This window comes from Nocardia sp. CNS-044 (assembly GCF_059570515.1).
In genome coordinates this window covers 1-24,104 of sequence record NZ_JCANSX010000001.1, presented here as the reverse complement: position 1 = coordinate 24,104, position 24,104 = coordinate 1, and the positions used below count along the sequence as shown (strand labels likewise).

At 67.2% G+C, this 24,104-nt stretch carries 20 protein-coding genes and 1 pseudogene; 15 read left to right on the top strand and 6 right to left on the bottom strand.

Going from position 1 to position 24,104, the window contains the following annotated elements; all coding sequences use genetic code 11:
- Window positions 1–4: 4 nt before the first annotated feature.
- Window positions 5–1,045 (bottom strand): XdhC family protein, encoded by a 1,041-nt coding sequence (locus T333_RS00105; protein ID WP_354998774.1) that lies wholly within the window; start codon window positions 1,043–1,045, stop codon window positions 5–7.
- On the bottom strand, window positions 1,045–1,671 hold the full coding sequence (locus T333_RS00100) for a nucleotidyltransferase family protein (protein WP_354998775.1): 627 nt from the start codon (window positions 1,669–1,671) through the stop codon (window positions 1,045–1,047). Before T333_RS00100 ends, T333_RS00105 begins: the two co-directional genes overlap by 1 nt.
- A 194-nt stretch (window positions 1,672–1,865) precedes the next feature.
- Between T333_RS00100 and uraD the strand changes: the two genes are divergently transcribed.
- From uraD to T333_RS00080, 4 genes are read left to right on the top strand one after another with little or no spacing between them, the layout of a single operon-like run.
- On the top strand, window positions 1,866–2,372 hold the full coding sequence (gene uraD / locus T333_RS00095; protein WP_496423340.1) for a 2-oxo-4-hydroxy-4-carboxy-5-ureidoimidazoline decarboxylase: 507 nt from the start codon (window positions 1,866–1,868) through the stop codon (window positions 2,370–2,372).
- Window positions 2,369–2,686 (top strand): hydroxyisourate hydrolase, encoded by a 318-nt coding sequence (gene uraH, locus T333_RS00090; protein ID WP_354998776.1) that lies wholly within the window; start codon window positions 2,369–2,371, stop codon window positions 2,684–2,686. Before uraD ends, uraH begins: the two co-directional genes overlap by 4 nt.
- A gap of 2 nt (window positions 2,687–2,688) precedes the next feature.
- Window positions 2,689–3,594 carry a factor-independent urate hydroxylase gene (gene pucL / locus T333_RS00085; protein ID WP_496423339.1) on the top strand — a complete coding sequence of 302 codons (906 nt, stop codon included), beginning with the start codon at window positions 2,689–2,691 and terminating at the stop codon, window positions 3,592–3,594.
- Window positions 3,582–4,952, top strand: a complete 1,371-nt coding sequence (locus T333_RS00080; protein ID WP_496423338.1) for an 8-oxoguanine deaminase — start codon at window positions 3,582–3,584, stop codon at window positions 4,950–4,952. The genes pucL and T333_RS00080 overlap by 13 nt, the downstream gene beginning before the upstream one ends.
- A 45-nt stretch (window positions 4,953–4,997) precedes the next feature.
- Here the strand turns inward: T333_RS00080 and T333_RS00075 are convergent, their stop codons facing one another.
- The 3 genes and pseudogenes from T333_RS00075 to T333_RS00065 all read right to left on the bottom strand — a co-directional run.
- Window positions 4,998–5,384, bottom strand: a complete 387-nt coding sequence (locus T333_RS00075) for a hypothetical protein (protein ID WP_496423337.1) — start codon at window positions 5,382–5,384, stop codon at window positions 4,998–5,000.
- Window positions 5,385–5,589: 205 nt separating this feature from the next.
- Window positions 5,590–6,099: a tetratricopeptide repeat protein gene (locus T333_RS00070; protein ID WP_496423419.1), complete on the bottom strand. Its 510-nt coding sequence runs from the start codon at window positions 6,097–6,099 to the stop codon at window positions 5,590–5,592.
- 1,203 nt (window positions 6,100–7,302) lie between these two features.
- Window positions 7,303–7,824: pseudogene (locus T333_RS00065) on the bottom strand (NB-ARC domain-containing protein); the annotation flags it as partial.
- A 663-nt stretch (window positions 7,825–8,487) separates the two neighbouring features.
- Here T333_RS00065 and T333_RS00060 point away from each other — a divergent pair.
- The 5 genes from T333_RS00060 to puuE are packed head-to-tail and all read left to right on the top strand — an operon-like array spanning window position 8,488 to window position 15,294.
- Entirely contained in the window at window positions 8,488–9,345 is an 858-nt protein-coding gene (locus tag T333_RS00060) for an FAD binding domain-containing protein (protein ID WP_496423336.1), read from the top strand.
- Window positions 9,342–12,122 carry a molybdopterin-dependent oxidoreductase gene (locus T333_RS00055; protein WP_496423335.1) on the top strand — a complete coding sequence of 927 codons (2,781 nt, stop codon included), beginning with the start codon at window positions 9,342–9,344 and terminating at the stop codon, window positions 12,120–12,122. Before T333_RS00060 ends, T333_RS00055 begins: the two co-directional genes overlap by 4 nt.
- Window positions 12,119–13,372 carry a DUF6986 family protein gene (locus T333_RS00050; protein ID WP_496423334.1) on the top strand — a complete coding sequence of 418 codons (1,254 nt, stop codon included), beginning with the start codon at window positions 12,119–12,121 and terminating at the stop codon, window positions 13,370–13,372. Before T333_RS00055 ends, T333_RS00050 begins: the two co-directional genes overlap by 4 nt.
- Window positions 13,373–13,432: 60 nt before the next feature.
- Window positions 13,433–14,404, top strand: a complete 972-nt coding sequence (gene alc / locus T333_RS00045; protein WP_354998783.1) for an allantoicase — start codon at window positions 13,433–13,435, stop codon at window positions 14,402–14,404.
- The gene (gene puuE, locus T333_RS00040; RefSeq protein ID WP_496423333.1) at window positions 14,401–15,294 is read left to right on the top strand and encodes an allantoinase PuuE; all 894 of its coding nucleotides are present in this window, start codon (window positions 14,401–14,403) and stop codon (window positions 15,292–15,294) included. The genes alc and puuE overlap by 4 nt, the downstream gene beginning before the upstream one ends.
- A gap of 70 nt (window positions 15,295–15,364) precedes the next feature.
- On the opposite strand, the gene T333_RS00035 is transcribed toward puuE, so the two are convergent.
- Window positions 15,365–16,435: a hypothetical protein gene (locus tag T333_RS00035; RefSeq protein ID WP_496423332.1), complete on the bottom strand. Its 1,071-nt coding sequence runs from the start codon at window positions 16,433–16,435 to the stop codon at window positions 15,365–15,367.
- A gap of 503 nt (window positions 16,436–16,938) precedes the next feature.
- Here T333_RS00035 and T333_RS00030 point away from each other — a divergent pair.
- The 6 genes from T333_RS00030 to T333_RS00005 form a co-directional block, all read left to right on the top strand.
- A complete protein-coding gene (locus tag T333_RS00030) occupies window positions 16,939–17,343 on the top strand; it encodes a type VII secretion target (protein ID WP_496423331.1) in 405 nt (134 codons plus the stop codon).
- A complete protein-coding gene (locus T333_RS00025; RefSeq protein ID WP_496423330.1) occupies window positions 17,340–21,890 on the top strand; it encodes a DUF6531 domain-containing protein in 4,551 nt (1,516 codons plus the stop codon). The genes T333_RS00030 and T333_RS00025 overlap by 4 nt, the downstream gene beginning before the upstream one ends.
- Window positions 21,891–21,901: 11 nt before the next feature.
- Window positions 21,902–22,183, top strand: a complete 282-nt coding sequence (locus T333_RS00020; RefSeq protein WP_496423329.1) for a DUF6959 family protein — start codon at window positions 21,902–21,904, stop codon at window positions 22,181–22,183.
- A gap of 502 nt (window positions 22,184–22,685) precedes the next feature.
- Window positions 22,686–23,117: a Txe/YoeB family addiction module toxin gene (locus T333_RS00015; RefSeq protein WP_496423328.1), complete on the top strand. Its 432-nt coding sequence runs from the start codon at window positions 22,686–22,688 to the stop codon at window positions 23,115–23,117.
- A gap of 5 nt (window positions 23,118–23,122) precedes the next feature.
- On the top strand, window positions 23,123–23,611 hold the full coding sequence (locus tag T333_RS00010) for a hypothetical protein (protein WP_496423327.1): 489 nt from the start codon (window positions 23,123–23,125) through the stop codon (window positions 23,609–23,611).
- Window positions 23,612–23,838: 227 nt separating this feature from the next.
- A partial coding sequence (locus T333_RS00005; protein ID WP_496423326.1) for a transposase occupies window positions 23,839–24,104 on the top strand: 266 nt, incomplete at its 3' end.

The window sequence follows — 24,104 nt, the reverse complement described above, 5'->3', positions numbered from 1 at the left end:
CCCGTCACAAGCCGACGGTGGCCCTGGCGCCGAACGCCTGCTCTGCGTGGATCACCTCGGCGTTCCCGGACTGCTGACGCCCCGATCGCCCCGACCGGGCGGCCAGCAGTTCGGCGGCGATGGCCACGGCGGTTTCGGCCGCCGTGCGCGCGCCGACGTCCAGGCCCGCGGGGGAGTGCAGGCGCGACAGCGTCGTCTCGTCGAAACCGCCCGCCCGCAGGTCGTCCAGGCGCCGTGCGTGCGCCGAGTACGAGCCCGCCGCGCCGAGGTAGCCGAGCTCCGGTAAGCGCAGAGCCACTGTGAGCAACGGGATTTCGAACTTCGGATCGTGCGCCAGTACGACAATGCCTGTGGTGGAGTCGATTTCGCCCGCTGCCGACAGGGTGTTCAGGTAGCGGTGCGGCCAGTCCACCACCACTTCGGCGCCGGGGAAGGCGTCGGGCGTGGCGAACTCCTCGCGCGAATCGCAGATGGTGACGCGGTAGCCGAGCAGTCGGGCCTGCACGGTCAGTGCCGCGGCGTAGGAGTTGGCGCCGAAGATGATCAGCCGCGGCGGCGGTGCGAAGGACGAGATGAACACGTCCGATTCGGGCAGCGCCACCAGTTCGGTGTTGTGCCGCTGGCCGGTGATCAGGTGCTGGCCGATCACGTCGGGGTCTGGGTTCCATACCACGGTGAACACCGTAACTCGCCGGTGCGCCGCGATTTCGGATGCGACAGTGGGGAATTCGGGAAAGTCCCGCCGGGAGAACGGCTCGGCGAAGACGTCGATCATGCCGCCCGCCTCCATGCCTGGTTCGCCGGGCGGCACGGGTAGGCGGTGCATGGCGCGCTGCCCGGTGCGCGCCGCGGTCACCGCGGCCTCGTGCATCGCGGCCTCCACCGAGCCGCCCAGTCCGGATCCGTAGACGGCGCCGTTGGCGTCGACCAGCATCGCTGTGCCCACCGGCAGCCGCCCCGAACCCACGGTCCGCACGACGGTGGCCAGGCCACCGATCCGGCCCGAGTGCCATACCCGCATGAGGTCATCGACGATGTCGCGCATCAGTTTCCGCTCCGATCAGCGTGCGTCGAGGCCGGGAAGTCATGATCCCTTCCCGTCGCCAAATCGTCGCACGTGACGCACACCATATCGTCTCTACTGGACAAATAGGTACGCGCTCCCGAATCTCTTACGGCTTCCGCATGCACCGAGGTCCAGTGCTTGTGGTCGATCACAACGGGGTGGCCGGGTGTGGTATGGAACACAGCGCGGGCCAGCCCGCTCGGCGCCGCCCGCTCCGCCGCGAGTACCCGCGCGACGACGTCGGCGCCGACGTCGGGGGTGTCCACCGGCATGATCGCGACGGCTCGCGCCCGGGTCCGCTCCGCAGCGCGCAGCCCGGCCCGTAGTGAGGCGCCGATGCCGGTCGCCCAGTCGGGCGCCCAGACGGGCACCGCGTCCGGGGGCAGATCGACCGTCTCCGGTGCGGGTCCGGTGGCTCCGAGCACCACGATGACCGGATCGCAGCCGCCGTCCCGCAGTGCGCGCACCGCGGCGCGCAGCCAGGCGCCGCCCTCGGCCAGCGCCTTGGGGCGGCCGTAGCGGGTGCCCGCGCCCGCGGCGAGCACGATGCCCGCGCAACCCGCGCGGGCGACCGGAGCATTCCCGGCGTGATCCGATGCAGCCACGAGTCCCACGCTAGACCGCGCGAGTTGCCGGTGGGTTACCGGAAAGTGCCGGACAGCTGGGGTGCGGCGTAACCGCGAGAGGCGAGCCCGCGCCTTGGCTCGGAGGGCGACGGCAGGCGCGGTCGTCCGACACGCCGACGGTGATCTCCGTCCTTCTGGTGGCGCGCGGGCTCGCTGTATTCGATGCTGGTTCGGTGACGGACGAGGCGGCCGGAATCACCGGATTCGACGCGCTGTCCAACGCGGCGGCCACCGACGCGTTGCTGGCTTGTTGTGCCTCGCCCGCCTGGGTTCGCGGAGTGCTCGCCGGGCGGCCGTACCGCAGCGCCGAGCGCCTGTACGAGACAGCCGACGCCGTGCTCGCCGCCCTTCCCGAGGACGAGATCGACCGCGCGCTTGCCGGGCATCCGCGCATCGGCGACCGGACGGACAGCGCGGACTCGGCCCGGGAGCAGTCCGGGGTGGCGGAGGCGGCCGATTCGGTGCGCGCGGCGCTGGCCGAAGGCAATCGCGCCTACGAACAGCGCTTCGGTCACCGGTATCTCGTCTGCGCGACCGGCAGATCCGGCGCGGAACTGCTCGACCTGCTCACCGCTCGGCTGCACAACGATCCGGCTACCGAAAGGGCTGTGATGCGAACCGAATTGGCGAAGATCAACCGAATCCGGCTGCGGCGATTGTTGGGCGAGGTGCAGGCATGAGTACTTTGAGTACGCATGTGCTGGACGCGGTGCGCGGTGTGCCAGCAGTCGACCTGGCGGTCACCCTGTATTCCGGCGACGCGCTGCTGGGCGCGGGCGCGACCGACGACGACGGCCGGATCGACGGCCTGGGAGCCGATCTCGCACCGGGCGTCTACCGCATCGTCTTCGACACCGGAACGTACTTCGGGCACCAGCGAATCGACACGTTCTACCCGGAGGTCTCCATCGCGTTCGTGGTCGCCGAAGAGCGGCACTATCACGTCCCGCTGCTGCTCTCGCCGTTCGCCTTCTCCACCTACCGAGGGAGCTGAACATGACACTGTCCGGCCCGATCGTGCTGTCCGACAACCGATACGGCAAGGCGGAGAACCGGATCGTCCGGATCTACCGCGACGGCCCGCGCCACGAGATCCGCGACGTGAACGTCTCCACGGTGCTGCGCGGGGATTTCGCCGCCGCCTACACCGCCGGCGACCAGTCCAAGGTGCTGCCCACCGACAGCCAGAAGCAGACCGCCTACGCCTACGCGAAGAAGCCCGGCCTGCAACCCGTCGAGGATTACGCGCTGGCGCTGGCCCGGCATTTCGTCGACGACATCGAGCCGGTCGACAGCGCCACCGTGGAGGTGGACGAATATGCCTGGCAACGGGTCTCGGTCGACGGCGCCGAGCACGACTTCACCTGGACGCGGCAGGGTCCCGAGGTCCGCACCGCGCGGATCACCGTGGCCGGTACGGGAGATTCCCAGCGCGCCTGGGTGATCGGCGGCGTCAAGGATCTGATCATCCTGAAGTCGACGGATTCGGAATTCGCCGACTTCCTCACCGACGAGTTCACCGTGCTGGAGCCGACCCGCGATCGCATGCTTGCCACCTCGTTGTTCGCGCGCTGGCGCTTCGCCGACACCGAGGGCGTGGACTGGGACGCGACCTACGCCGGGATCCGTGCGCGGCTGGTGGCGGTCTTCGCCACGCACTATTCGAAAGCCTTGCAGCAGACGCTGTTCGAGATGGGCAAGGCGGTGCTGGAGGCGTTCCCGGTACTGGCCGAGATCCGCCTCAGCGCGCCCAACAAGCACCACTTCGACTACGACCTGGCCGGATTCGGCATCGAGAACCGCGGCGAGGTGTACTACGCGGCCGACCGTCCGTACGGCCTCATCGAGGCGACCGTGGCGCGCGCGGACGCGCCGGACGCCGGGCAGGCGTGGGCGCCGTGAGCCAGGCGGCGACCCTGGTGATCGACGGCTGCGCGGTGGCCACCGTGGACGCGGCGGGCACCGAGTATCGGCGCGGCCACGTGGTGGTGCACGGCAACCGGATCGGCGCGGTCGGGCCGGGCGACGCGCCCGAGGTGGACGCCCCGCGCATCGACGGCCGCGGCTGCCTGCTGACTCCCGGCCTTGTCGACACCCACAACCACCTCTACCAGTGGATCACCAGGGGCCTGGCCGCCGACGAGAGCCTGTTCGACTGGCTGACCGCGCTCTATCCGATCTGGGCGGGCATCGACGAGGAATCGGTGCGGATCGCCGCCACCGGCGCGCTGGCCGCCCTCGCGCGCACCGGGTGCAGCACGACCGCCGACCACCACTACCTGTTCCCGCGCGACGGTGGTGACCTGCTCGGCGCGGAGATCGCCGCGGCCGCGACGGTCGGGTTGCGTTTCCATCCCTGTCGCGGGGCCATGGACCTCGGCGCGAGCGCGGGCGGTCTGCCGCCCGACTCCGTGGTCGAATCGCTGGACGCCATACTCGCCGCGAGCGCCGACGCGATCGCGCGCTGGCACGACCCCTCCTTCGACGCCATGGTCCGGATCGCGCTCGCGCCGTGTTCACCGTTCTCGGTGACGGCCGACCTGTTGCGCGAGTCCGCCGCACTGGCCAGGGCCGAAGGGGTGCGCCTGCACACCCACCTGGCCGAAACCATGGACGAACAGGACTACTGCGCCGCCACCCACGGCTGCACTCCCGCACAGTATTTGGAGCGGCTCGACTGGATCGGCGCGGACGTCTGGTACGCGCACGCCGTCCACCTCGACGACGCCGCGATCGCCACCATCGCCCGCACCGGCACCGGCGTCGCGCACTGTCCCACGTCCAACGGACGCCTCGGCGCGGGCATCGCCCGGGTTCCCGATCTGCTCGCCGCGGGCGTCGCGGTCGGACTCGGCGTCGACGGCGCCGCGAGCAACGAGGCGGGCTCGATGATCGAGGAGCCACGCAACGCCCTGCTCTACTCCCGCGTCGCCAACGGCCCGCGCGCGATGACCGTGCGGACCGCGCTCGAGCTGGCCACCATGGGCGGCGCGCGGGTCCTCGGCCGCGCCGCCGAGATCGGCTCGCTCGAACCCGGAAAGCTCGCCGACCTGGCCCTCTGGCGCATGGACACCCCGGCCCACGCGGGCATCGACGACCCCGTCACCGCGCTGATCCTCGGCTCCCCGCCCCCGCTGGCCGCCCTGATCGTGAACGGCCGCGAGGTGGTGCGCGACGGGAAGGTGCGCACGGTGGACGAGGAAGCGGTGGGCCGCGCCGTGGCGCGCGCCCAAACCGCCCTCATCGCCAAGGCTCGGTGAAGCATTGGGCGACAACGGGATCGGGTCGGCTGCCCGATCCCGTCGTCAGACCGCGGACACTGCCGTCCCCTCCGCGACGGTGGGCGCGGGGTCGCAATGGCCCGCGTCGTTCGGCGGGCACCACAGCGCGTCGGCGTTCCCGTCGGCACGCAGCGCGAGCAAGCACATGACCTCGTGCAGCGTCAGCCCGAGCTGCGCGGCGTGCAGTCGGCCTACTTCGAGGTCGAAGTACTCCCCCGAATGCGGTTGGTCCAAGAGGATCATCTCCGCGAGCGCGACGCCGACCAGCGCCTGCTCCCTCGTCACCCGCCAGTCGGTCGGGAGGTAGGACAACACCCAGCGACCCCTGCTCGGTTCCGGAACGTCCACCCGGAACGCCGCCTCCAGTGCGACGTCACTCGTTATCAGCCATTCGGTAGCGGTAATCGCCATCGCGCGAACTCCTTTCGGTCGCCGCGGCTCCTTTCGTCCACTGCCCTCAACGATGTCACGGGCGGGCCATGCGAAGCGATCCATTTCCGCGGGCGGATTCTTCCGGCCGACTCATCGTGCTGACCAGGCGAAACAGGGCTGAAGGCAATGAAATATCACAACGGTGACCGCAACTCTGCCGTTCGCGTCCGGCGAGCGGAGCCGTTCACCGGCAGTCGAACCTGCCGATATCGGCGCGAGTTCGTTCGGTCAGTTGTACACCCAATTGTTCGTACAGTGCCAGCGCGGCGCAGAGGTTGTCGCGAGCTTCCGCGTCGCTGCCCATGTCGGCGAGCACATTCCCCAGGCTCTGCAACGCGTCCGCCTCGCCGTGCGGGTCGCGGATCCGCTGGGCCAGTTCGCGCGATTTCGCGTAATAGTCACGCGCCGATTCGTATTCGCCGAAACGGCGTTCGACGTGACCGAGGCCGCGTAGCGTGTCGACCTGGCAGAGGGCATCGTTGATGTCCGCCGCGATGCGGTACGCGTCGATGAAATCCCTACGTGCGGAGTCGTATTCACCGGACTTCCGGGCGATATTGCCGAGTCCCCACAGCGACCAGCATTCGCCAGCGCGGTCGCCGATCCGCCGCGCGATCCGCAGCGCCTCCTGATAGTGCCGTTGCGCGGCGACATGGTTTCCGGTCATTCGTTCGATGTGTCCCTGGCCCCGCACCGCGTCGCCGTGCAGTTTGGCGTTCCCGGTGCGCAGCGCGATGACAGCGGCGTCGGAGTAGTTCTGCCTGGCCCGTTCGAAATCGCCGGTACGCCGGATCACTTCGGCATAGCCCCAGATGGTCACGGCCAGCCGCTCCGGATCGCCGAGGTCGCGCGCGATGGTCAGAGCCCGTTCGAAATAGTCGTGCGCGGTGCGATACGCGCAGGCCATTCGCTCCACATGGCCGAGGCCGTTGAGCGCGTCGCACTCGATGGCCGGGTCCGCGAGTGCGGTGGCCATGTCCAGCGCTCGAAGGTAGAGCCACTGCGCGTCCGACCAGTGGCCCTCGCCGAACAGATCGGTCCCGAGCAGGATGGCGAGTTCGGCGGCCGCGACGGTGGGTCCGGTGGCGCCGATGCAGCCGAGCAGCATTTCCCGCTCTCTGGTCAGCCAGGCCACCGCCTGCTCCACCGCACTGCCGCCCCCGTTCGCGGCCGGATAGGTGGGACCCCACCGCGAGACGGACGAACGCTGCGGGCCGACGCGGCGGGCCACCGCGAGGCCCGCGGCGATCAGGCGCTCGAGCACGACCGCGTGTTCGCCGGGCGCGGCGTCGCGTTCCGCGTGCAGCCGGGCGAGCAGCCGGGTCAGGTCGTGCATCCGGTAGCGCGAGCCGCCGGGCCCGCCCTCGGCCGGGTCGAGGAACCCCGCTTCGAACATCTGCCTGATCAGCGTCTTGGCCTCGCCGAGTGTCGTCTTCGCCATCGTGGCCAGCGATTCCGCTGTGATCTCCGGCCCGGGGAACCAGCCGAGCATCCGCACCCCGCGGCGCTGCGCAGGCGTTTGCAGTCGCTGGTAAGAAGTCTCGAAGGCGGCGCGCAGGGATTCGTCCTCGGCGGCGAACCGGTCCAGGATGTAGGCGGCGACCGATTCCCCGAATTCTTGCGGGCCCTGGGTGGCCTTGAGTTCCTCTGCCCTGGTGGCGAATTCGGCCGCGCTCTCGGCGAGCAGATCTACGCCGTGGTGCGCGATCTGGCCGCCGATCAGTCGGATCGCCAGCGGCAGTCGGCCCGATGTCTCCAGAATCTGGCGGACCGCGTCGCGGTTGTATCGCGACGGCAGATTGCCCAGCTTCACCAGCAATTCCTCGGCTTCGCGCCAGCCCATCACGTCCAGATGGAGCGGCGCCGCCTCGGCGAGACCGGTGAGCTTTCCGCGGCTGGTGATCAGGACGAGACAGCCGGGGGCCTGCGGCAGCAGTAGTCGCACCTGCGCGCTGTCGAGCACGTTGTCGAACACGATGAGCATGCGGCGCTGGTGCATGGCGGCCCGCCACTGCGTGGCTCGCCCGGTGAGATCGTCCATGATCCGTTCGCGCGGGATCTCGATCTCGAGCAGCAGCTGTTCCAGCACGTCGGTGGCCAGGCGGGGATCGCGCCCGACCGTATGGCCGTGCAGGTCCGCCCAGATCGTGCCGTCCGGGTAGTGCTCGGCGAAGGCCACCACCGCATAGCGGGCCAGCGCGGTCTTTCCGATGCCGGTGAGTCCGTCGATGACGTGCACCGCGGGCCCCTCGCCGCGCAGATGCCGCTGGACACGATCGCGCAGCTCCTTCTTGGGCCCCGCGCGGCCGGTGAAATGCGGGACCTCCGGCGGTAGGCCGGTGCTGACCGATGGACGCGTCCGGTCGTCGGAGCGACGGGCGACGGCCTTCTGGAATTCGAGGCGTTCGGCGGCGGGCATCAGTTCGAGATCGGCGAGATCGACCAGTTGTTCCCAGCTGGTTCCGTAGATGGTCGAGAGGACTTCGAGCACGCGGAGAGTCGGCCGGGCAACGGACGCGCCGGTCGCGGGCCAGGCCTCGTACTCGGAGATCCGGCTCGCCCGCATGGTGGCCTGGGGGTTGTCGGTGATCCGGTTGTAGTGGTCGGCGACGGCGCTCTGGGTCAGTTCGTTGGCGAGTCGCCAAGCCTGGCGCGGACGGCAGCCGCGCTGGCGCAGCTCCGCCGCCAGCGGTTCCAGCAGTTGATGCTCGGTCAGCCCGAGACCGGCCAGAAAGGCCCTGATCCGGCGGCGTTCGGCGGCGCCGTACCCGCCTCCTGGCCGTGGTTCCGGTCGGACGGCTCGGTCCACCGAGCACCTCCCCGCTGCTGTAGGTGTCCGCCCGGACCGTAAGGCTTTCGCGCGTGTCGCCGATCCGGACAACTCCTTGGTAGCAGCGGCTTTTTCCCATGGTCAAGTACGCCGCCGCCGGTCGCGCCGCGATCCGACCGCCGCGTGCGCCTTCGCCGCGCCCACGGAGGACCATCGAGGTAACGGCCGCGCAATCCGAGACGGGTGTCGCGCAACACCGCGGCAACTCCGGGCGCTTACTGTGGCGGCAGGTGCTGTGGAGCGAGGTGAGACGTGGACCTGGACACGATCCGTGCGGTGGTGGTGGCCCGGGAGCGGGCCGACCTGGCGAGTGTCGGCGGGACGACCGGGGTGCTGGCGGGGGGTACGTTCCTGTTCTCGGAGCCGCAGCCGCAGCTGCACCGGCTGGTGGATATCACCGCGCTCGGCTGGCCTGCCTTCACCCCCACCGCCGGAGGGTTGGAAATCGCGGCGACCTGCACGTTGGCCGAGTTCGCCGGTGCCGCGCCGGGCCGCGAGCTCGGCGGCGACGCGCCGTGGCCGCGGTGGCCGGGGACCGCGCTGTTCGCACCCGCCTGCCGGGCGCTGGTGGCCTCGCACAAGATCTGGCACAGCGCGACCGTCGGGGGGAACGTGTGTCTCGCCCTGCCCGCCGGTGCGGTGCTCGCCGCGCTGACCGCGCTCGACGGAGTCGCACTGGTGTGGGCGGCCGACGGCGGCGAGCGCCGGATTCCGCTGCGGGAGTTCGCGATCGGGCCAGGACTTTCCGCGCTGCGGACGGGCGAGGTGCTCCGCTCGGTCGTCGTGCCAGAGCGGGCGCTGCTGGCGCGCACGGCCATTCGCAAAATTGCGCTCGCGCCGCTCGGGCGCTCCGGTGCGCTGCTGATGGGGCGGCGCGAGGCCGACGGTCGGTGCGTGCTGACGCTCACGGCGGCGACTACCCGTCCGGTCGTGCTGGATTTCCACGCCGTGCCGGAGGATCGCGAGGTGGTGGCGGCGGTGGCGGGGATCGATTCGGCGCTGTGGTTCGACGATCCGCACGGGTCGCCGGACTGGCGCAGACATGTCGCGGGACTGCTCGCCGTGGAAGTCGCCGCGGAGCTGCGCGCCGAATCCGGTGGGCAGCCGTGAGATTCGAGATCGACGGCCGCACCGTCGACGCCGAACCCCGCCCGGGACAGTGCCTGCGCACGCTACTGCGCGAGCACGGGTTCTTCGCGGTGAAGAAGGGGTGCGACGCGGGCGATTGCGGTGCGTGCTCGGTGCGGATCGACGGAAAGACGGTGCACTCGTGTCTGATTCCGGCTTACCGCGCGGCCGACCTGTCGATCATCACGGCGGCGGGGCTCGGTGCGCCGGATCGATTGCACCCGGTGCAGCGGCGAATCATCGAGGAAGCGGGGTTCCAGTGTGGGTTCTGCACGGCGGGCATGGTGGTGACGGCCGCGGGATTGGGATGCGGGACCGAGGCCGGGCCGGATCCCGAAGACCTGCCGGAGTTGTTGAAGGGAAATCTGTGTCGCTGCACGGGCTATAGGCCGATTCGTGCGGCCCTGACCGAAGGGCAAGTCGAGGCTGCCGAAGTGGTTGCGCCCGATCGACTTCGGCGGGTCGACGGCGGCGGGGGTGGACCGGGAGGGCGCGGCTACGGCGCTCCGGGCGGACCTCGAATCGTCACCGGCGCCGAGCCGTTCACTCTCGATGTCCTCCCCTCCGCCGACGACCCCGCGGCGCCTCCGACCGCACCACTGCACATCGCGGTACTGCCGAGTCCACACCCGCACGCGCGCATCATCTCCATCGAAACCGCCGCCGCCGAGGCGATTCCGGGCGTGCACGCCGTCTTGACCTACGCCGACGCCCCCGCCGTGCCGTTCTCCACAGCAAGGCACAAGTGGCGCGCCGACGACCCGGACGACACCTTCGTCCTCGACCGCACGGTGCGTTTCGTCGGCCAGCGCGTGGCCGCCGTGGTCGCCGACAGTATGGAGATCGCGTCGGCGGGATGCCGCGCCCTGCGCGTCTCGTACCAGCCGCTGCCCGCCGTGTTCGATCCGGCGGAGGCGCTCACCGAGGGCGCGCCGAAACTGCACGGCGACAAGCCGGATTCGGCGCGGATCGCCGATCGTGACCGCAATCTGGTCGCCGAATTACACGGCGGCGTCGGCGATATGGACGCCGGTCTGGCCGCCGCGGCGCGGGTGGTGCGCGGGACGTGGCACTCGCCGCGTGGACAGCACGTGCACCTCGAAACACACTGCGGCATAGGTTGGCTGGACGAGGAGGGCAGGCTCGTCCTCCGGTGCAGCACGCAGGTGCCCTTCCTGGTCCGCGAGGAGCTGTGCCACATCTTCGGACTGGCGCCGGAGCGGGTGCGGGTTTTCGCGGCCCGGGTCGGCGGCGGGTTCGGCGCCAAACAGGAAATGCTCGTGGAGGATCTCGTCGCGCTGGCGGTGCTGCGCACGGGGCGTCCGGTGCAGTACGAGTACACCCGCTCGGACGAGTTCATCGCGGCGACCAGCAGGCATCCGATGCGCGTCACCGTCACCGCGGGCGCGGGCGCGGACGGCGTGCTCACCGCACTGGCCATCGACGTGCTGTCCGACGCGGGCGCGTACGGCAATCACAGCGCGGGCGTCATGTATCACGGGGTGAGCGAGTCCATCGAGGTGTACCGGTGCGCGAACAAGCGCGTGGACGCCAGCGCGGTCTACACCAACAACATGCCCTCCGGCGCGTTCCGCGGCTACGGCCTCGGGCAGATCATCTTCGCCGTCGAGTCGGCGCTCGACGAACTGGCCCGAGAACTCGGCATCGATGCGTTCGAATTCCGCAGGCGCAACGTGGTCGTGCCGGGTGACCCGTTCACCGGCGCGAAGGTGGAGGCTGGCGATCTGGTGTTCGGCAGCTACGGATTGGACCAGTGCCTCGACCTCGCGCAACGAGCTTTGCTGCGCGGCAACGGGACAACTGCTCCGGGCCCGGGGTGGTCGGTGGGCGAGGGGATGGCGTTGTCCATGATCGCCACCATCCCGCCGCGGGGCCATCGCTCGACAGCCGTCGCCGTATTGCGAACCGACGGGCGCTACGAAATTCGAGTCGGTACAGCGGAATTCGGCAATGGAACCACCACGGTGCACGCGCAGCTCGCGGCGACGGCCTTGGCTACCGAGCCCGCGCGGATCGTTGTCCGGCAATCGGACACGGACCTCGTCGACTACGACACCGGAGCGTTCGGCTCGACCGGCATCGTGGTCGCGGGCAGCGCCGGTTACCGCGCCGCGCTCGCGCTGAAGGACTCGATACTGGCCAGGGCAGCCGAGCTCACCGGGACACCGGTTCGCGACTGCGTCCTCGGCCCGGACGGGGTGCGGTGCGGCGACCAGCTGGTTCCCCCGGCGAAGCTGGCCGCGGCGGGCGAGCTGGTGGCGCACGGTGAGCACACGGGCCTCCCGCGCTCGGTCAGCTTCAACGTGCAGGCCTTCCGCGTCGCGGTCGAGCGCGCGACCGGCCGGGTCCGCATTCTGCAGTCGGTGCAGGCCGCCGATGCGGGCACCGTGCTCAACCCGGTGCAGTGCCGCGGGCAGGTGGAGGGCGGGGTGGCCCAGGCCATCGGCACGTCGCTCTACGAGGACATGCGCTCCGAAGACGGCGTCGTGACCACCCGGACATTGCGGCATTACCACATTCCGCAGCTCGCCGATCTACCCTCGACCGAGGTCTACTTCGCCGACACCGCCGACGAACTCGGACCGCTCGGCGCGAAATCGATGAGCGAATCACCGTACAACCCGGTCGCCCCGGCACTGGCCAACGCCATCCGCGACGCCGTGGGAGTGCGCATCGATCGACTGCCGATGACGGCCGACCGGGTTTGGCGCGCCATGCAGGAGGGAGAGGAACGGTGACCGCGACACGGCTGCCGGAGAACGTCCGGGCCAGGATCGAGGCCATGCTCGAGGCCGTCGACGCCGATCTGCGGGCGCGCTACCCCGGGTCGGGGGACCGGACGCAACCGATCCACACCGTCTACGTGCCCGCCGACCGGGCGAGCGCCGACACACCGGCGGAATGGGGCGCGGCGGCGGTCGAGCTGCTGGACGTCCATCGCGAGTCGCTCGCCGAACTCGACACCGCGTCGGCGCTGCCCGCGGTGCGGGAGCGGCTGCTGCGCGAGCCGGTGCAGGATCTGCGGATCGATTTCGAGGACGGCTACGGCTATCGCTCCGACGAGGAAGAGGACGCGGCCGCCACCGCGGCGGGGGAAATACTCGCCGGGTGGGCCGCGGGCGGCGGGGGACCGGCCGGTTTCGGCATTCGGGTCAAAGGACTCGGTGGCCTCGAGCGTCGCAGGGCCGTGCGCACCCTCGAACTCGTGCTGGACGCCGCGGGCGGTGTGCCGGAGGGATTCGTCTTCACCGTGCCGAAGATCCGGGCCGCCGAGCAGGTTTCGGCACTCGTCGCGTTGTGCGAGGGGTTGGAGCGCGGGTCCGCGCTCGCCGACGGCACGCTGCGCTTCGAGTTGCAGATCGAGAGCCCGCAGGCGATCGTCGGCGCCGACGGCAGTGTGCCGGTCGCGAAGATGATCAAGGTCGCCGGGCGCCGTTGTGCCGGACTGCATTTCGGCACCTACGACTACACGGCCGCGTGCGGGATCGCCGCCACCGACCAGGCCCTCGACCATCCCGCCGCCGACCACGCCAAGGCCGTCATGCAAGCGGCCGCGGCACAGACCGGCGTCTGGGTGTGCGACGGCTCCACCCAGATCGTGCCGGACGTGGAACCGGAAGCGGCGCTGCGCGAACATCATCGGCTGGTCGCCCGCGCGCTGCGTCGCGGTTACTACCAGGGCTGGGACATGCACCCGGGACACCTGATCACCCGTTGGCTGGCGACCTACGAATTCTTCCGTGGCGCGATGGACGTCGCGGTTCCCCGGCTGCTGGCGTACCTCGAGCGGCACGACGCCGAGTCGGGAGTCGTCGATGAACCTGCCACCGCCGAGGCGCTCGCCGCGACGGTGCTGCGCGGCCTGCGCTGCGGAGCGCGTTCGGAGGCGGAATTGAGCTCCAAGGTGCCGGAACTGACCAGGGAGGTGCTGGAAGCGCTTGCGGCGCGCGAGCCGATCGGTGATCTCGGTGTGAAGGAGAAGCGGTGAGCGATTCTTGTGCCGGTGTGCCGCGCGCGTGCCGGAGCCGAGCGCTGGCGAGGCACAATCATGAGTGAGTCCGACGGGCACTTCACGCTGCTGCCCGATCTGGCGGTCCGGCCGCTCGGCGGCGCGGTGATCTGGGCGAACGACGAGTTCTTCGCGGAGAAGGAGAACTTGATCGACCCCGGCGTGCCGGAGTATCGACCGTCCACCTTCGGGCACAAAGGGCAGGTCTACGACGGGTGGGAGACCCGCAGGCGCCGCGGCATGCCAGGCGACGACGCGGCCATCGTGCGGCTCGGCGTGCCGGGGGTGATCCGCGGCATCGTGGTGGACACCGCATGGTTTCGCGGCAACTATCCACCCTCGGTGTCGGTAGCGGCGCTGGAGGTCGAGGGTTATCCGACCGCCGAGTCGCTCGCCGCTCGAACCGACTGGGCGACGCTGATCGACCGCGCGCCGGTCGCCGGAGACGCTCGCAATCCGTTTCCGGTGGACAGCGAAAACCGTTGGACCCACGTGAAACTCACCATGCACCCCGACGGCGGGGTCGCTCGACTTCGGATCCACGGCGAGGGTCGGCCCGATCCCGCGCTGCTCGGCCTCGGCCCGCTGGATCTGGCGGCGCTGGAGAACGGCGCGCTGGTACTCGATTGCTCCAACCGCTTCTACAGCTCGCCCAACCAGCTGCTCTACCCGGGATCGGCGCGGTCGATGGGCGACGGCTGGGAGACCGCGCGCCGCCGCGACGACGGAAACGACTGGGTGCGAATCCGTCTCGCCGGGCCGGGGCTCATCCGGCTCGCCGAGATCGACACCTCCTACTTCCTCGGCAACAGTCCCGGTTCGGCGCGGCTGTCGGGGCGCACCAACGACGGCACCGACGTGGAGCTGTTGCCGCGCACCGAATTGCTGCCCGACACCAGGCATCGCTTCCCGATCGCACCGATGGCGGCGTCGGTCGAGGAGGTGCGCTTGGACATCTATCCCGACGGTGGACTTGCCCGGTTGCGGTTGTACGGGGAGCTGGGCGCATGAGGGATTTCGTCGGGTATGGACCGAATCCGCCGGATCCGCGCTGGCCCGGCGAGGCGAGTATCGCGGTCCAGTTCGTGCTGAACTACGAGGAGGGCGGGGAGAACTGTGTACTCGACGGCGATCCGAGCTCGGAGACGTTCCTCTCGGAAATGACTCCGGCCGAGGCGTTTCCGAACCGGCACATGAGCATGGAGTCGCTCTTCGAATACGGTTCGCGCGCCGGATTGTGGCGCGTACTCCGAATTTTCGAGCGGCGCGACCTGCCGCTGACGGTGTTCGCGGTGGCCAGGGCACTGCAACGGAACCCGGAGGCGGTGGCGGCCTTCACCGAGCTCGGGCACGAGATCGCCTGTCACGGACTGCGCTGGAAGTCCTACCAGCTCGCCGACATCGAAACCGAGCGCGCCCATCTCGCCGAAGCCGTGCGCATCCACACCGAACTGACCGGCGCCCCGCCGCTCGGCTGGTACACCGGCCGCGATTCGCCCAACACCCGCGAATTGGTCGTCGAGCACGGCGGTTTCGTCTACGACTCCGATTCCTACGCCGACGACCTGCCCTACTGGGTCACCGTGCACGGCCACGACCACCTCGTGGTGCCCTACACCCTGGACACCAACGACATGCGCTTCGCCTCCCCGGCGGGCTTCCCCAGCGGCGAACAGTTCTTCGCCCACCTCCGCGACGCCTTCGACGTCCTGTATCGCGAAGGGGCCGAGGGAAGTCCGAAAATGCTCTCCATCGGCCTGCACTGCCGCCTGATCGGCCGCCCCGCCCGCACCGCCGCCCTCGACCGCTTCCTCGACCACGTGCAGTCTCACGACCGAGTCTGGATCACCCGGCGCATCGACATCGCCGAGCACTGGAGATCGGTCCATCCGCCGGAATAGAACGGGCTGGACCGCGCGGGTCGCGCGCGTTCGAATACCAGGTAACCAGCGATCCGGGGGTCCGACACGATCAGATGGGTAGCGCGCCCCGGTGTCCGCCGCCTTGCCGCCCACGCTCGGTCAGCGCGACTACTCCGTGGCCTGCCATCCGGGTGTGCGGACCCAGGGTGAGCGGACCCACAGATGCGCGTTCAGCGATACGCATGGGGGTCATCGCATCCGGAATTGCGGTTCGCTGCTGGAACTCCGCCCACTGCGCGTCCCGTATCTCGGCGAAAGGGACACCGTCGGACAGATTGCCGATGCGGTCCATGAAGATGCCGTCGACGATGTCGTCCCAAGCGTCGGGTGCGAAGCCGTGGTCGAGCAACCACTCCGACACCGGCTCGGCGCGCAGACCCTCCTCGGACGGGTGGGGGTCGCCATGCAAGGTCAGCTCCTCGTAGACGCAATCGTCGAGGTGGGCACTACGTATCGTTTCGCCGTTTTCGGCGATCCCCCAACCACCCCATTCGTAGTCACCCGCTTCCTTGTACCAGTGTGCTGCGCCGAATCGACCGCTCAGCTCGGCGCAACGTTCATCCCTGGACGGGCGCGACATCCTTGTGAGCCATGCCTGCTTGACGTCATCCGGCTCGTTCACCATGAGCGTCTCCCAGAAATAAGATTCCTGCGACTCCTGGATCCGATGCTCGTCGCGGGGGTAGTGCGACGCCGGATCCCCGAATACGAGTGTCCAGCCATCGAGCACAGCGCTGACAAAGACCCGTTCACACTCCTCGATCGGATGTCGTCGGTTTTCCGCGGCCACAACGGCGCCCATCGCGACGGTTGCCGGGACCGGATCGGACAGCCCGAACGCGTCGAGTACCGCGGCTTGGTCATCGGTGGGTAGCGCCCACCACAAGCACTTCTCCGCTGCTCGGAGGGGCTGGGGTCGCTCGCGTTCGAGCTTGTTCATGATGAACCGATGCAGCAGCGCGAGGTCGGCGGGTTCGATAGTGTGCCAGCCGATTTCGGCGAGAGCGGAGAGCGCGTCGCGCCGTCCGGGCAGGTGCGACCGTCTGAGTCGCTGTAGCGCTTGAACCATTTGCGCAGGGTCGGTGACGCCCAACTCAGCGATGTAGTGATCGACGTTCATCGGTGACGAGAACCCTCCGCATGATCGAGTGCGCCTGGTTGGCGAGCAGTCAGCCGTGCATAGTGCCAGAACCATCCGACAAATCGACGCCCCACTGCCCGCCCAGACCGTGGCGGAAATACCCGGCATCCTCGAAACTATGATCGGCAACGTCGACTCCCGGTCTTCGTCCTCGAGCCGGTCGGACGCTCCGGACGGCGCCGAGGCTAGTGGTCCTGGCGGGTCTGCCGGAACCATTCGCTGCGTTCGGGACGAGCCGGTACTGACGCTGCCGCACAACGCTTGTCGGTCCTCTCGTCAGTACTGGACCGTCGGCGGCGCGGTTTCCGTTCGCTCCGAGACTGTGGGCGGTAGGTCCGCGAGGCAGCGGCGGTCGGGACTCGCAAGCGGCGGCCCTCGAATTCGTTGGAACCGTAGAGCCCGCCAGCGCGTCGATGACAGTAGCTGACCGATGCTGCCGCGCATGGTTTGTCGGGCGCCTCCGGCGATCCAGTCGGCTGGCTATGCTGATGAAGGCATTCGCGCAGTGCTGCAAAGTGTTCGACCTGGGTGTGCTCCCCGGGTGGGGGAGGTGGTGCATCGTGGCCGAGAATTTGAACGTCGATCCGGAGCGGGTTCGCGCGCACGCGTCGAATGTGGAGAAGTTGGCCGCGCCCTTGGGGCAGGCGTTGGAGGCGGCGAAGGCGGTGTCGGCTCCGACGGAGGCGTTCGGCAAGATTTGTGCGTTTCTGCCGCCATTGTTCGTCGATTCGGTAGAGACCGACGGGATCGCGGCGCTGGAGGCCGCGGTGGCGGCTGTCGGTGCGGACGCGGGGAAGTTGCGGACGGTGGCCGATGGATACGAGAGCACCGACAGCTCGAATGCGAGCAAGCTGAAGGCGGTTGAGCCGAACGGGCCTGCCACGTGAGTGATGGCCAGTCCAATCCGCTGATCGCACAGGTGGAGGACTCCACCGAGTGGTACTCGGGTGTCACGCTGTTGGAGACGGTGTCCGATACCTACGAGGCGATTTCATCGGGTTCGTGGGTCGAGGCAGGGCTCGGCATCGTCGGTGTCGGACTCGAGGTCGCCGCCGTGGTGGTCGACCCGTTCGGCACATTGGCCGGTTTCGGTGTCGGCTGGTTGATCGAGCATGTCGAGCCGTTGCAGGAGGCGTTGAACTGGGTCGCCGGTGACCCGGATCAGATCGAGGCGTATGCCAAGACTTGGAGCAACGTTTCGGAGAAGATCAACGAAGCAGCCGAGGCGCACAAGCAGGCCATCGAACAGGATATTTCCGAGTGGCAGGGCGCGACGGCGACAGCCTATCGGGCGCGTGCGGCCGAGACCGCTGATGCGTTGGCTGCCGCGACGAAGGCGGCCGAGGCCGCGTCGCAGGCCATTCAGATGGCCGGTGGTGTGGTGGCCGCGGTGCGGATGGTGGTGCGCGACATCGTCGCTCAGACCGTCGGGCGCCTGGCCGTGTGGGCGGCGGAGGCGATTTTCACCCTCGGTCTCGGCACACCGGTGGTGGCTACGCAGGCCGCGGTCTACGTCGCCAAGACCATGAACACGATTTCCACGCTGTTCCGCAAACTCGCCTCGACCATGGCGAAGCTGACCCCGCTGCTACGCAAGCTGAAGGATACGTTCGCCGCGATCGTCAAGAAGCTCACCGGAAAGCGCGGCACCACCCCGGCGGGCACTCGCCCGTCGAAGAAGACCGACACCGACACCACACCGGCCAACACGGACACGAAACCGGCCAACACCGACACCAAGCCCGCTGAGACGAAACCCGACGTCCCGCCGAAACAACCTGACTCGCCGAACAATTCGTCCGACAGCACGAATCCGGCGGGTACGAATTCGCCGAGCAACACCGATAAGCCGAAGCCCGACGGCCCGTCGAAGTCCAACGACGGTGTGGGCGATGAAGCCCGGAGCAACAATCCGAAGGACACCCAAAAGCCAGAGGACGTCAACACCTGCGGTGACCCGGTCGATGCCGCGACCGGTGAATTCCTGCTTCCGGAAACCGACGTGGAGTTGCCAGGAGTCCTGAACCTGGTGTTGCGGCGCAGGCATCGGTCGAGCTACCGGTTCGGGCGCTGGTTCGGCCCGTCCTGGTCGGCGAGTTTCGACATGCGCGTGGTTGTCGACCAGCAGGGTGTGAGTTTCGTCGGCGAAGACGGAATTCTGCTGGCCTACCCGCACACCGCACCCGACATCGCCGTGCTTCCCTCGGGCCGTTCGCCGCGCTGGACGCTGACCCGCACCGAATCCGGCGGGTACCGCGTCTTCGACCCCGACCGCGAAATCACTTGGCACTTCACACCCGAGCACACCCACAGCGCCCTGCCGACTCTGCTCGGCGACTACCCCATCACCGCGATCACCGACCGCCACCACAACGAGATTCGCTTCCACTACGACGCCGACGGCACACCGACCGAAGTCACCCATTCCGGCGGCTACCGCGTACGAGTCGACACCGCCGAAGGGCGAGTCACGGCACTCTCGGTGCTCGGCCGCGACGCCTACGGCACCGAAATCAGCATCCGCGTCCGCGAATTCGGCTATGACGCGGGCGAGTTGGTGGCGGTCACCAACGGCGTCGGCGCCACGACCCGCTACACCTACGACGACCAGCACCGGATGCTGTCGTGGACCGACTCCAACGGCAACCAAATGCACAACGTCTACGACTCGGCCGGACGCGTCATCCGCCAGCACGGCACGGGCGGCATCATGTCGGCCGAATTCGCCTACGACACCCTTCCTGACGGTTCGGGCACCCGCACGATCTACACCAATTCCCTCGGCGCTGTCACCATCTTCGAGTTCGACGCCGATCTGCGTCTGCGGAGCACGATCGACCCGACCGGAGCCCGCACCCAGACCGACTACAACGACGACCGCAAGCCCGTTCGGGTGATCGCCGCGGACGGGGCGATCACTCGATACGAGTACAGCGGCGACGGCGACCTCGCCGCCGTTATTCGCCCGGACGACGCGTCGATCACCGTCGAGTACCAAGCCCACAACCGGCCCGCCGCGATCCGCGATGCCGATGGTTCCGTCCGGCGCTTCGAATACGACGGAGACGGCAACGTCGCCGCGATCATCGACAACGCCGGGCTGCGCACCGTGCACACCCACCACCCATCCGGCGCCGTCGCGTCGATCACCGAATCCACCGGCGCGCGCACGGTCATCGAAGTGGACGGGGCCGGGCTGCCGATCACCATCGTGGACCCGCACGGCGGAGTATCCCGGATCGTGCGCGACCATTTCGGTCGTCCCGTCACCGTCATCGATCCTTTGAACGCGATCACCCGCTACCAATGGTCGCCGGAGGGAAAACCGCTGTGCCGTACCGACTCCGACGGTTACACCGCCACGTGGGAATGGGATGGCGAAGGCAACCTCCGCACTCACATCGACCGCGCAGGCGGACAAACCAGCTTCACCTACGGCGGGTTCGACCTACTCGCCTCGCGCACCGAGCCCGATCAGACCGTCACTCACTACGCCTGGGACACCGAACGACAGATGGTCGCGGTGGTCAACCCTTTGGGCCATACCTGGCGCTACACCTACGACCCGGCCGGCCGAATCGCCAGCGAAGTCGACTACACCGGCGCAGAGACCCGATACGATTTCGACGCTGCCGGGCGAGTCGCGGCCATCACCGCGGCCACCGGCGTCACCAGACGCAACCGCTATGACGTCCTCGGACGGCTCATCGAAGTGCGCGCCGACACCGGTGAATGGGTGCGGTATTCCCACGATCCGGTCGGGCGACCTCTCACGGCAGTCTCTGGCGTCGGCAACGACCGCACCCACACTGTTGAATTCACCTACACCGCCCAAGGTCGCCTCGTCTCCCAACGTGTCGACGACCGCTCGGCGATGCACTTCCAGTACGACGACCACGGTCGCCGCATCAGCCGAACCAACCCATCCGGCGCGACAACCACCTGGCAACACGACCCCACCGGCCGCATCACCGGGCTGATCACCGATGGTCACTCGATCGCGTTCGCCCACGATGCAGTCGGCCGCAGCACCGGTTGGCGCCTCGGCGCCGTCACCGTCGAGCAGACGCTCTCGTCTTACGGCCTCGTCACCCAACGGCAGGTGCGCGCCGACGCGACGCCATCTCACGATCCAGCGACGCCACACAGCCCCAGCCTGCTGCGCCACGACGACTACACCTGGCGCCCAGACGGATACATCGCCACCCACACCACCACCCGCCCCGACACAGGGCAGGTAGTCCGCGACTACACCCTCGACGCAATCGGCCGCATCACCACCATCGCCGCCAACGGGCGAACCGCCGAGCAATACACCTACGATGCGCTCAGCAACATCACTGATAGCCACCTATCCGACGGCGCACCGGATCTACCCGCCGTCGCCACCAGAACCGACGCCACCACCGACAACCGACGCGAATATCGCAACAATCTCCTCATTCGTGAAGGCCGCACCCGCTACCACTACGACCAGGCCGGTCGCCTGATCCGCAAGGAAACCACCCGACTATCCCGCAAGCCTGACGTCTGGCACTACCGCTACAACGCCTTCGATCAACTCACCGACGTCTACACACCTGACCGGCAGTGGTGGCACTACACCTACGACGCCTTCGGTCGGCGCACCACCAAACAACTCCTCACCGGCGAGGGGGCCGTCCGCGAGCGCACCGATTACGTGTGGGACGACACTCAGCTCATAGAACAAAGCGCCCCCCAGGGCGTGATGCGCTGGAGTTACCAGCCCAACACCTACACTCCGATCACCCAAACCACCGACCAAGCCACCATAGACCGCGAATTCTTCGCCGTTATAACGGATCTCGTCGGCACCCCGGCCGAACTCATCGACCCTTACTCCACGCATACCGCTGGATCTGCCCACATAGATCTGTGGGGTAGAACAACTTGGAGCGGTCGGACAAGCACCCCGCTGCGCTTCCCTGGCCAACTTCATGACGCCGAGACTGGTCTCCATTACAACCTCTACCGAACCTACGATCCAGCTAGTGGACGGTATATTTGCGGTGACCCACTCGGATTGGAACCGGCACCGAATCCACACACGTATACGCACAATCCGCTCATTTGGCTCGATCCACTGGGACTTGCACCGGAATCCTGCCAGCAGCCTACATACGGAAATGGCGGGCACATTGACAATATTTCGCCGGAAGACGCCCGAAGAATTCAAAACGCAGCTAACGCCCGCGGAGTGACGATTCACGTGGTCGGAAGTCGAGCAACAGGTTCTGCCGGGCCGCTTTCGGATTGGGACTATGTTATCGAGGGAATCAACTCTAGGATGCGTAGTCGAATACAAAGTTCCTTACCTCAGGGCGCAGTGGAACTGGGTTATGGGAGACGAATCGACATCTTCCGGCGGAATTTGGTGGAAGGCATGCCCTATGTGTCATTCCACCCGAACTGAAGGGGCTTTAAATGAAGTTCGATGCTGAGATAATCGGTACCGAAGGTGACTATTCGCTCGTAGCGTGGGAAGGTAGGAGGTTTCCGGGAATGCTCGTGCAGGGTGACAGTTTGAGCGTTCTTCTCGATACTCTCGAAGAGTCGATCTCTGAGTTGCAGAAAGGTAATGTCGATGATGGCATGTTCGCTTTGGAGGCGGCACTCGCCACTGTTCGTTCGATGATCGGGTCTTACGAAAGGATGATGGCAGATTCTGGACGCGCGCTCCCATATGCGCCGAGAGGCAACAGCTAGGAGGGTGAGTCGATAGCTGAGGCAGTTCTTGTACGCGCGAAGGTACGATGCGGAAATGGTGTGGACTGGCTATATGCACGAGGAGTCCGAAGTATTGCTGAAGGAATAGTTCGCGGCGGAAAACAGTATCAACGGAGGGGCATGGACCCGAGTGAGCTGAGAAGGCTGATCGTCGATGCTGCTGCGGAAGGGATTTGCGACGAGGATCTTGCCGACCTAATCGACGATTCTGCGGTTGTGGAGCGTGGTCCGGTTGCCACTGCCAATCTATGTCACATCTACACGAGGCGGTTGCGACGCACGCGTGCAGGGAGCGAGCTCAGGAGGCAAACCGAGGATCTGGTGGCGTTTCTTCCATCGTATCCTGGCGATATTCTAGTGATGATCAGTGTGCCCCTGGGGATGGATGGAAGTTACCGACTTCTTCTGGCCGACTCGGATGAGTCCAAATGCTCTTTTGGATGAAGATGTTCGATAGATAGTAATCCGGGTCTGTCGAGGCATGAGCCGCAAGGTTCTGTTCGACGCCAACGGCTGGGAGGACTATCTCTACTGGCAGTCCGGAGACCGGGCCACTCTGAAGAAGGTGAACCGGTTGATCGGGGACATCCGCCGCAACGGTAATGCCGAGGGTATAGGCAAGCCGGAGCCCTTGCGGCAGAATTTGTCCGGGTGGTGGTACCGGCAGGTCACGAAAGAGCACCGCCTCGTGTACCGCGCCGACGACGATGTCGTTATGTCGCACGGCCTACCTATGGATGCCCAATTGCGTCGCGTGCTGGATGAGATTCATTCGAATGCAGATCTTCGAGCGGACCTGATCTCTAAATCTCGTGCAGCGATGACCGAGATGAATTCGCATAACTGGGGAAACAACAGCAATCGGGCGGTAGAGTTTCACTTTCTTATCAGGGCACTGGAACGGATAGTATAGCCGTCATGACGACGCGGATTGCCGAGTGTTTGGCCGACATTGCGTGCGCGGGTTCCGTGCTGGGACTCCGAAGCGGAGCATCCGTTGCAGATATAGATCGAGCCATCGGTGACCCTGACTATGTGGACGAAATCGATAAAGGAAGGAAGTATTTGCGCCGTGACTACGGGCTGATCGAATTCGGATTCAAGCGCGACCCGGTCGTGTACTGGGCCTGTTTCAGTGCGAAGGTTGCGGTCCATAGGCTTCGATGGAATACGCACATACCGAGTCCGGTATTATCTGAAATAGGGGTAGCTCCGCCGGTGGTCCCTCTGGGCTCCCTAACGGAATCGATCATAAGTCGAGGTCACTCGATCAGAAAGACGGATATCGAATTCCGTGATTTCGAGTACTATTCGATTTCGTCGTCTACCGCTCAGGTGATCGCTACCGCTGAGGATATCGACGACATGATGGTTGCCAATAGCGTCTGGTCCATCACCCTTTGGTGATTTCAAGTCTCGTTAACGCATCATCGACCACAAGTATTTCGCCTCATGGTTTGACGGGAGACTAGATGATTGCTGTCAGTGTGATCGCCGCACCATCGGAGGTGGTTATTTCGCCATGGCGTGAAGTGCTCGAGCGAGTTCCCGGGATCGAGTTCCGGATCGCTAAGAGCTCCTAACAGGTTCGGCCGGGTGGCGTTGACTCATGTTGCAGTGCAGTATGTTTCGTCGTGGCGGCACCGTGGGTCGTGGATGACGAGTTGTGGGCAGTGATCGAACCGCTACTGCCGGTCCGGGCGCCGGGTACGCCGGGGCCGGCGCGGATGGACGACCGGCTGGTGTTGCAGGGGATCTTGTTCGTGCTGTTCACCGGGATCGGGTGGGAAGACCTGCCCCAGGAGCTGGGCTTCGGGTCCGGCATGACCTGCTGGCGGCGGGTGCGGGACTGGCAAGCGGCCGGGGTGTTCGAGGCGATACACCAGGCGATGCTCGCCCA

What these genes read in the sequence shown, in the direction of transcription:
- puuE (WP_496423333.1), top strand. Translation starts at nt 14,401, where the DNA reads ATGAGGGATTTCGTCGGGTATGGACCGAATCCGCCGGATCCGCGCTGG.
- T333_RS00015 (WP_496423328.1), top strand. Translation starts at nt 22,686, where the DNA reads ATGAGCCGCAAGGTTCTGTTCGACGCCAACGGCTGGGAGGACTATCTC.
- pucL (WP_496423339.1), top strand. Translation starts at nt 2,689, where the DNA reads ATGACACTGTCCGGCCCGATCGTGCTGTCCGACAACCGATACGGCAAG.
- uraH (WP_354998776.1), top strand. Translation starts at nt 2,369, where the DNA reads ATGAGTACTTTGAGTACGCATGTGCTGGACGCGGTGCGCGGTGTGCCA.
- T333_RS00020 (WP_496423329.1), top strand. Translation starts at nt 21,902, where the DNA reads ATGAAGTTCGATGCTGAGATAATCGGTACCGAAGGTGACTATTCGCTC.
- T333_RS00105 (WP_354998774.1), bottom strand. Translation starts at nt 1,045, where the DNA reads ATGCGCGACATCGTCGATGACCTCATGCGGGTATGGCACTCGGGCCGG.
- alc (WP_354998783.1), top strand. Translation starts at nt 13,433, where the DNA reads ATGAGTGAGTCCGACGGGCACTTCACGCTGCTGCCCGATCTGGCGGTC.
- T333_RS00075 (WP_496423337.1), bottom strand. Translation starts at nt 5,384, where the DNA reads ATGGCGATTACCGCTACCGAATGGCTGATAACGAGTGACGTCGCACTG.
- T333_RS00035 (WP_496423332.1), bottom strand. Translation starts at nt 16,435, where the DNA reads ATGAACGTCGATCACTACATCGCTGAGTTGGGCGTCACCGACCCTGCG.
- T333_RS00030 (WP_496423331.1), top strand. Translation starts at nt 16,939, where the DNA reads ATGCTGATGAAGGCATTCGCGCAGTGCTGCAAAGTGTTCGACCTGGGT.
- T333_RS00010 (WP_496423327.1), top strand. Translation starts at nt 23,123, where the DNA reads ATGACGACGCGGATTGCCGAGTGTTTGGCCGACATTGCGTGCGCGGGT.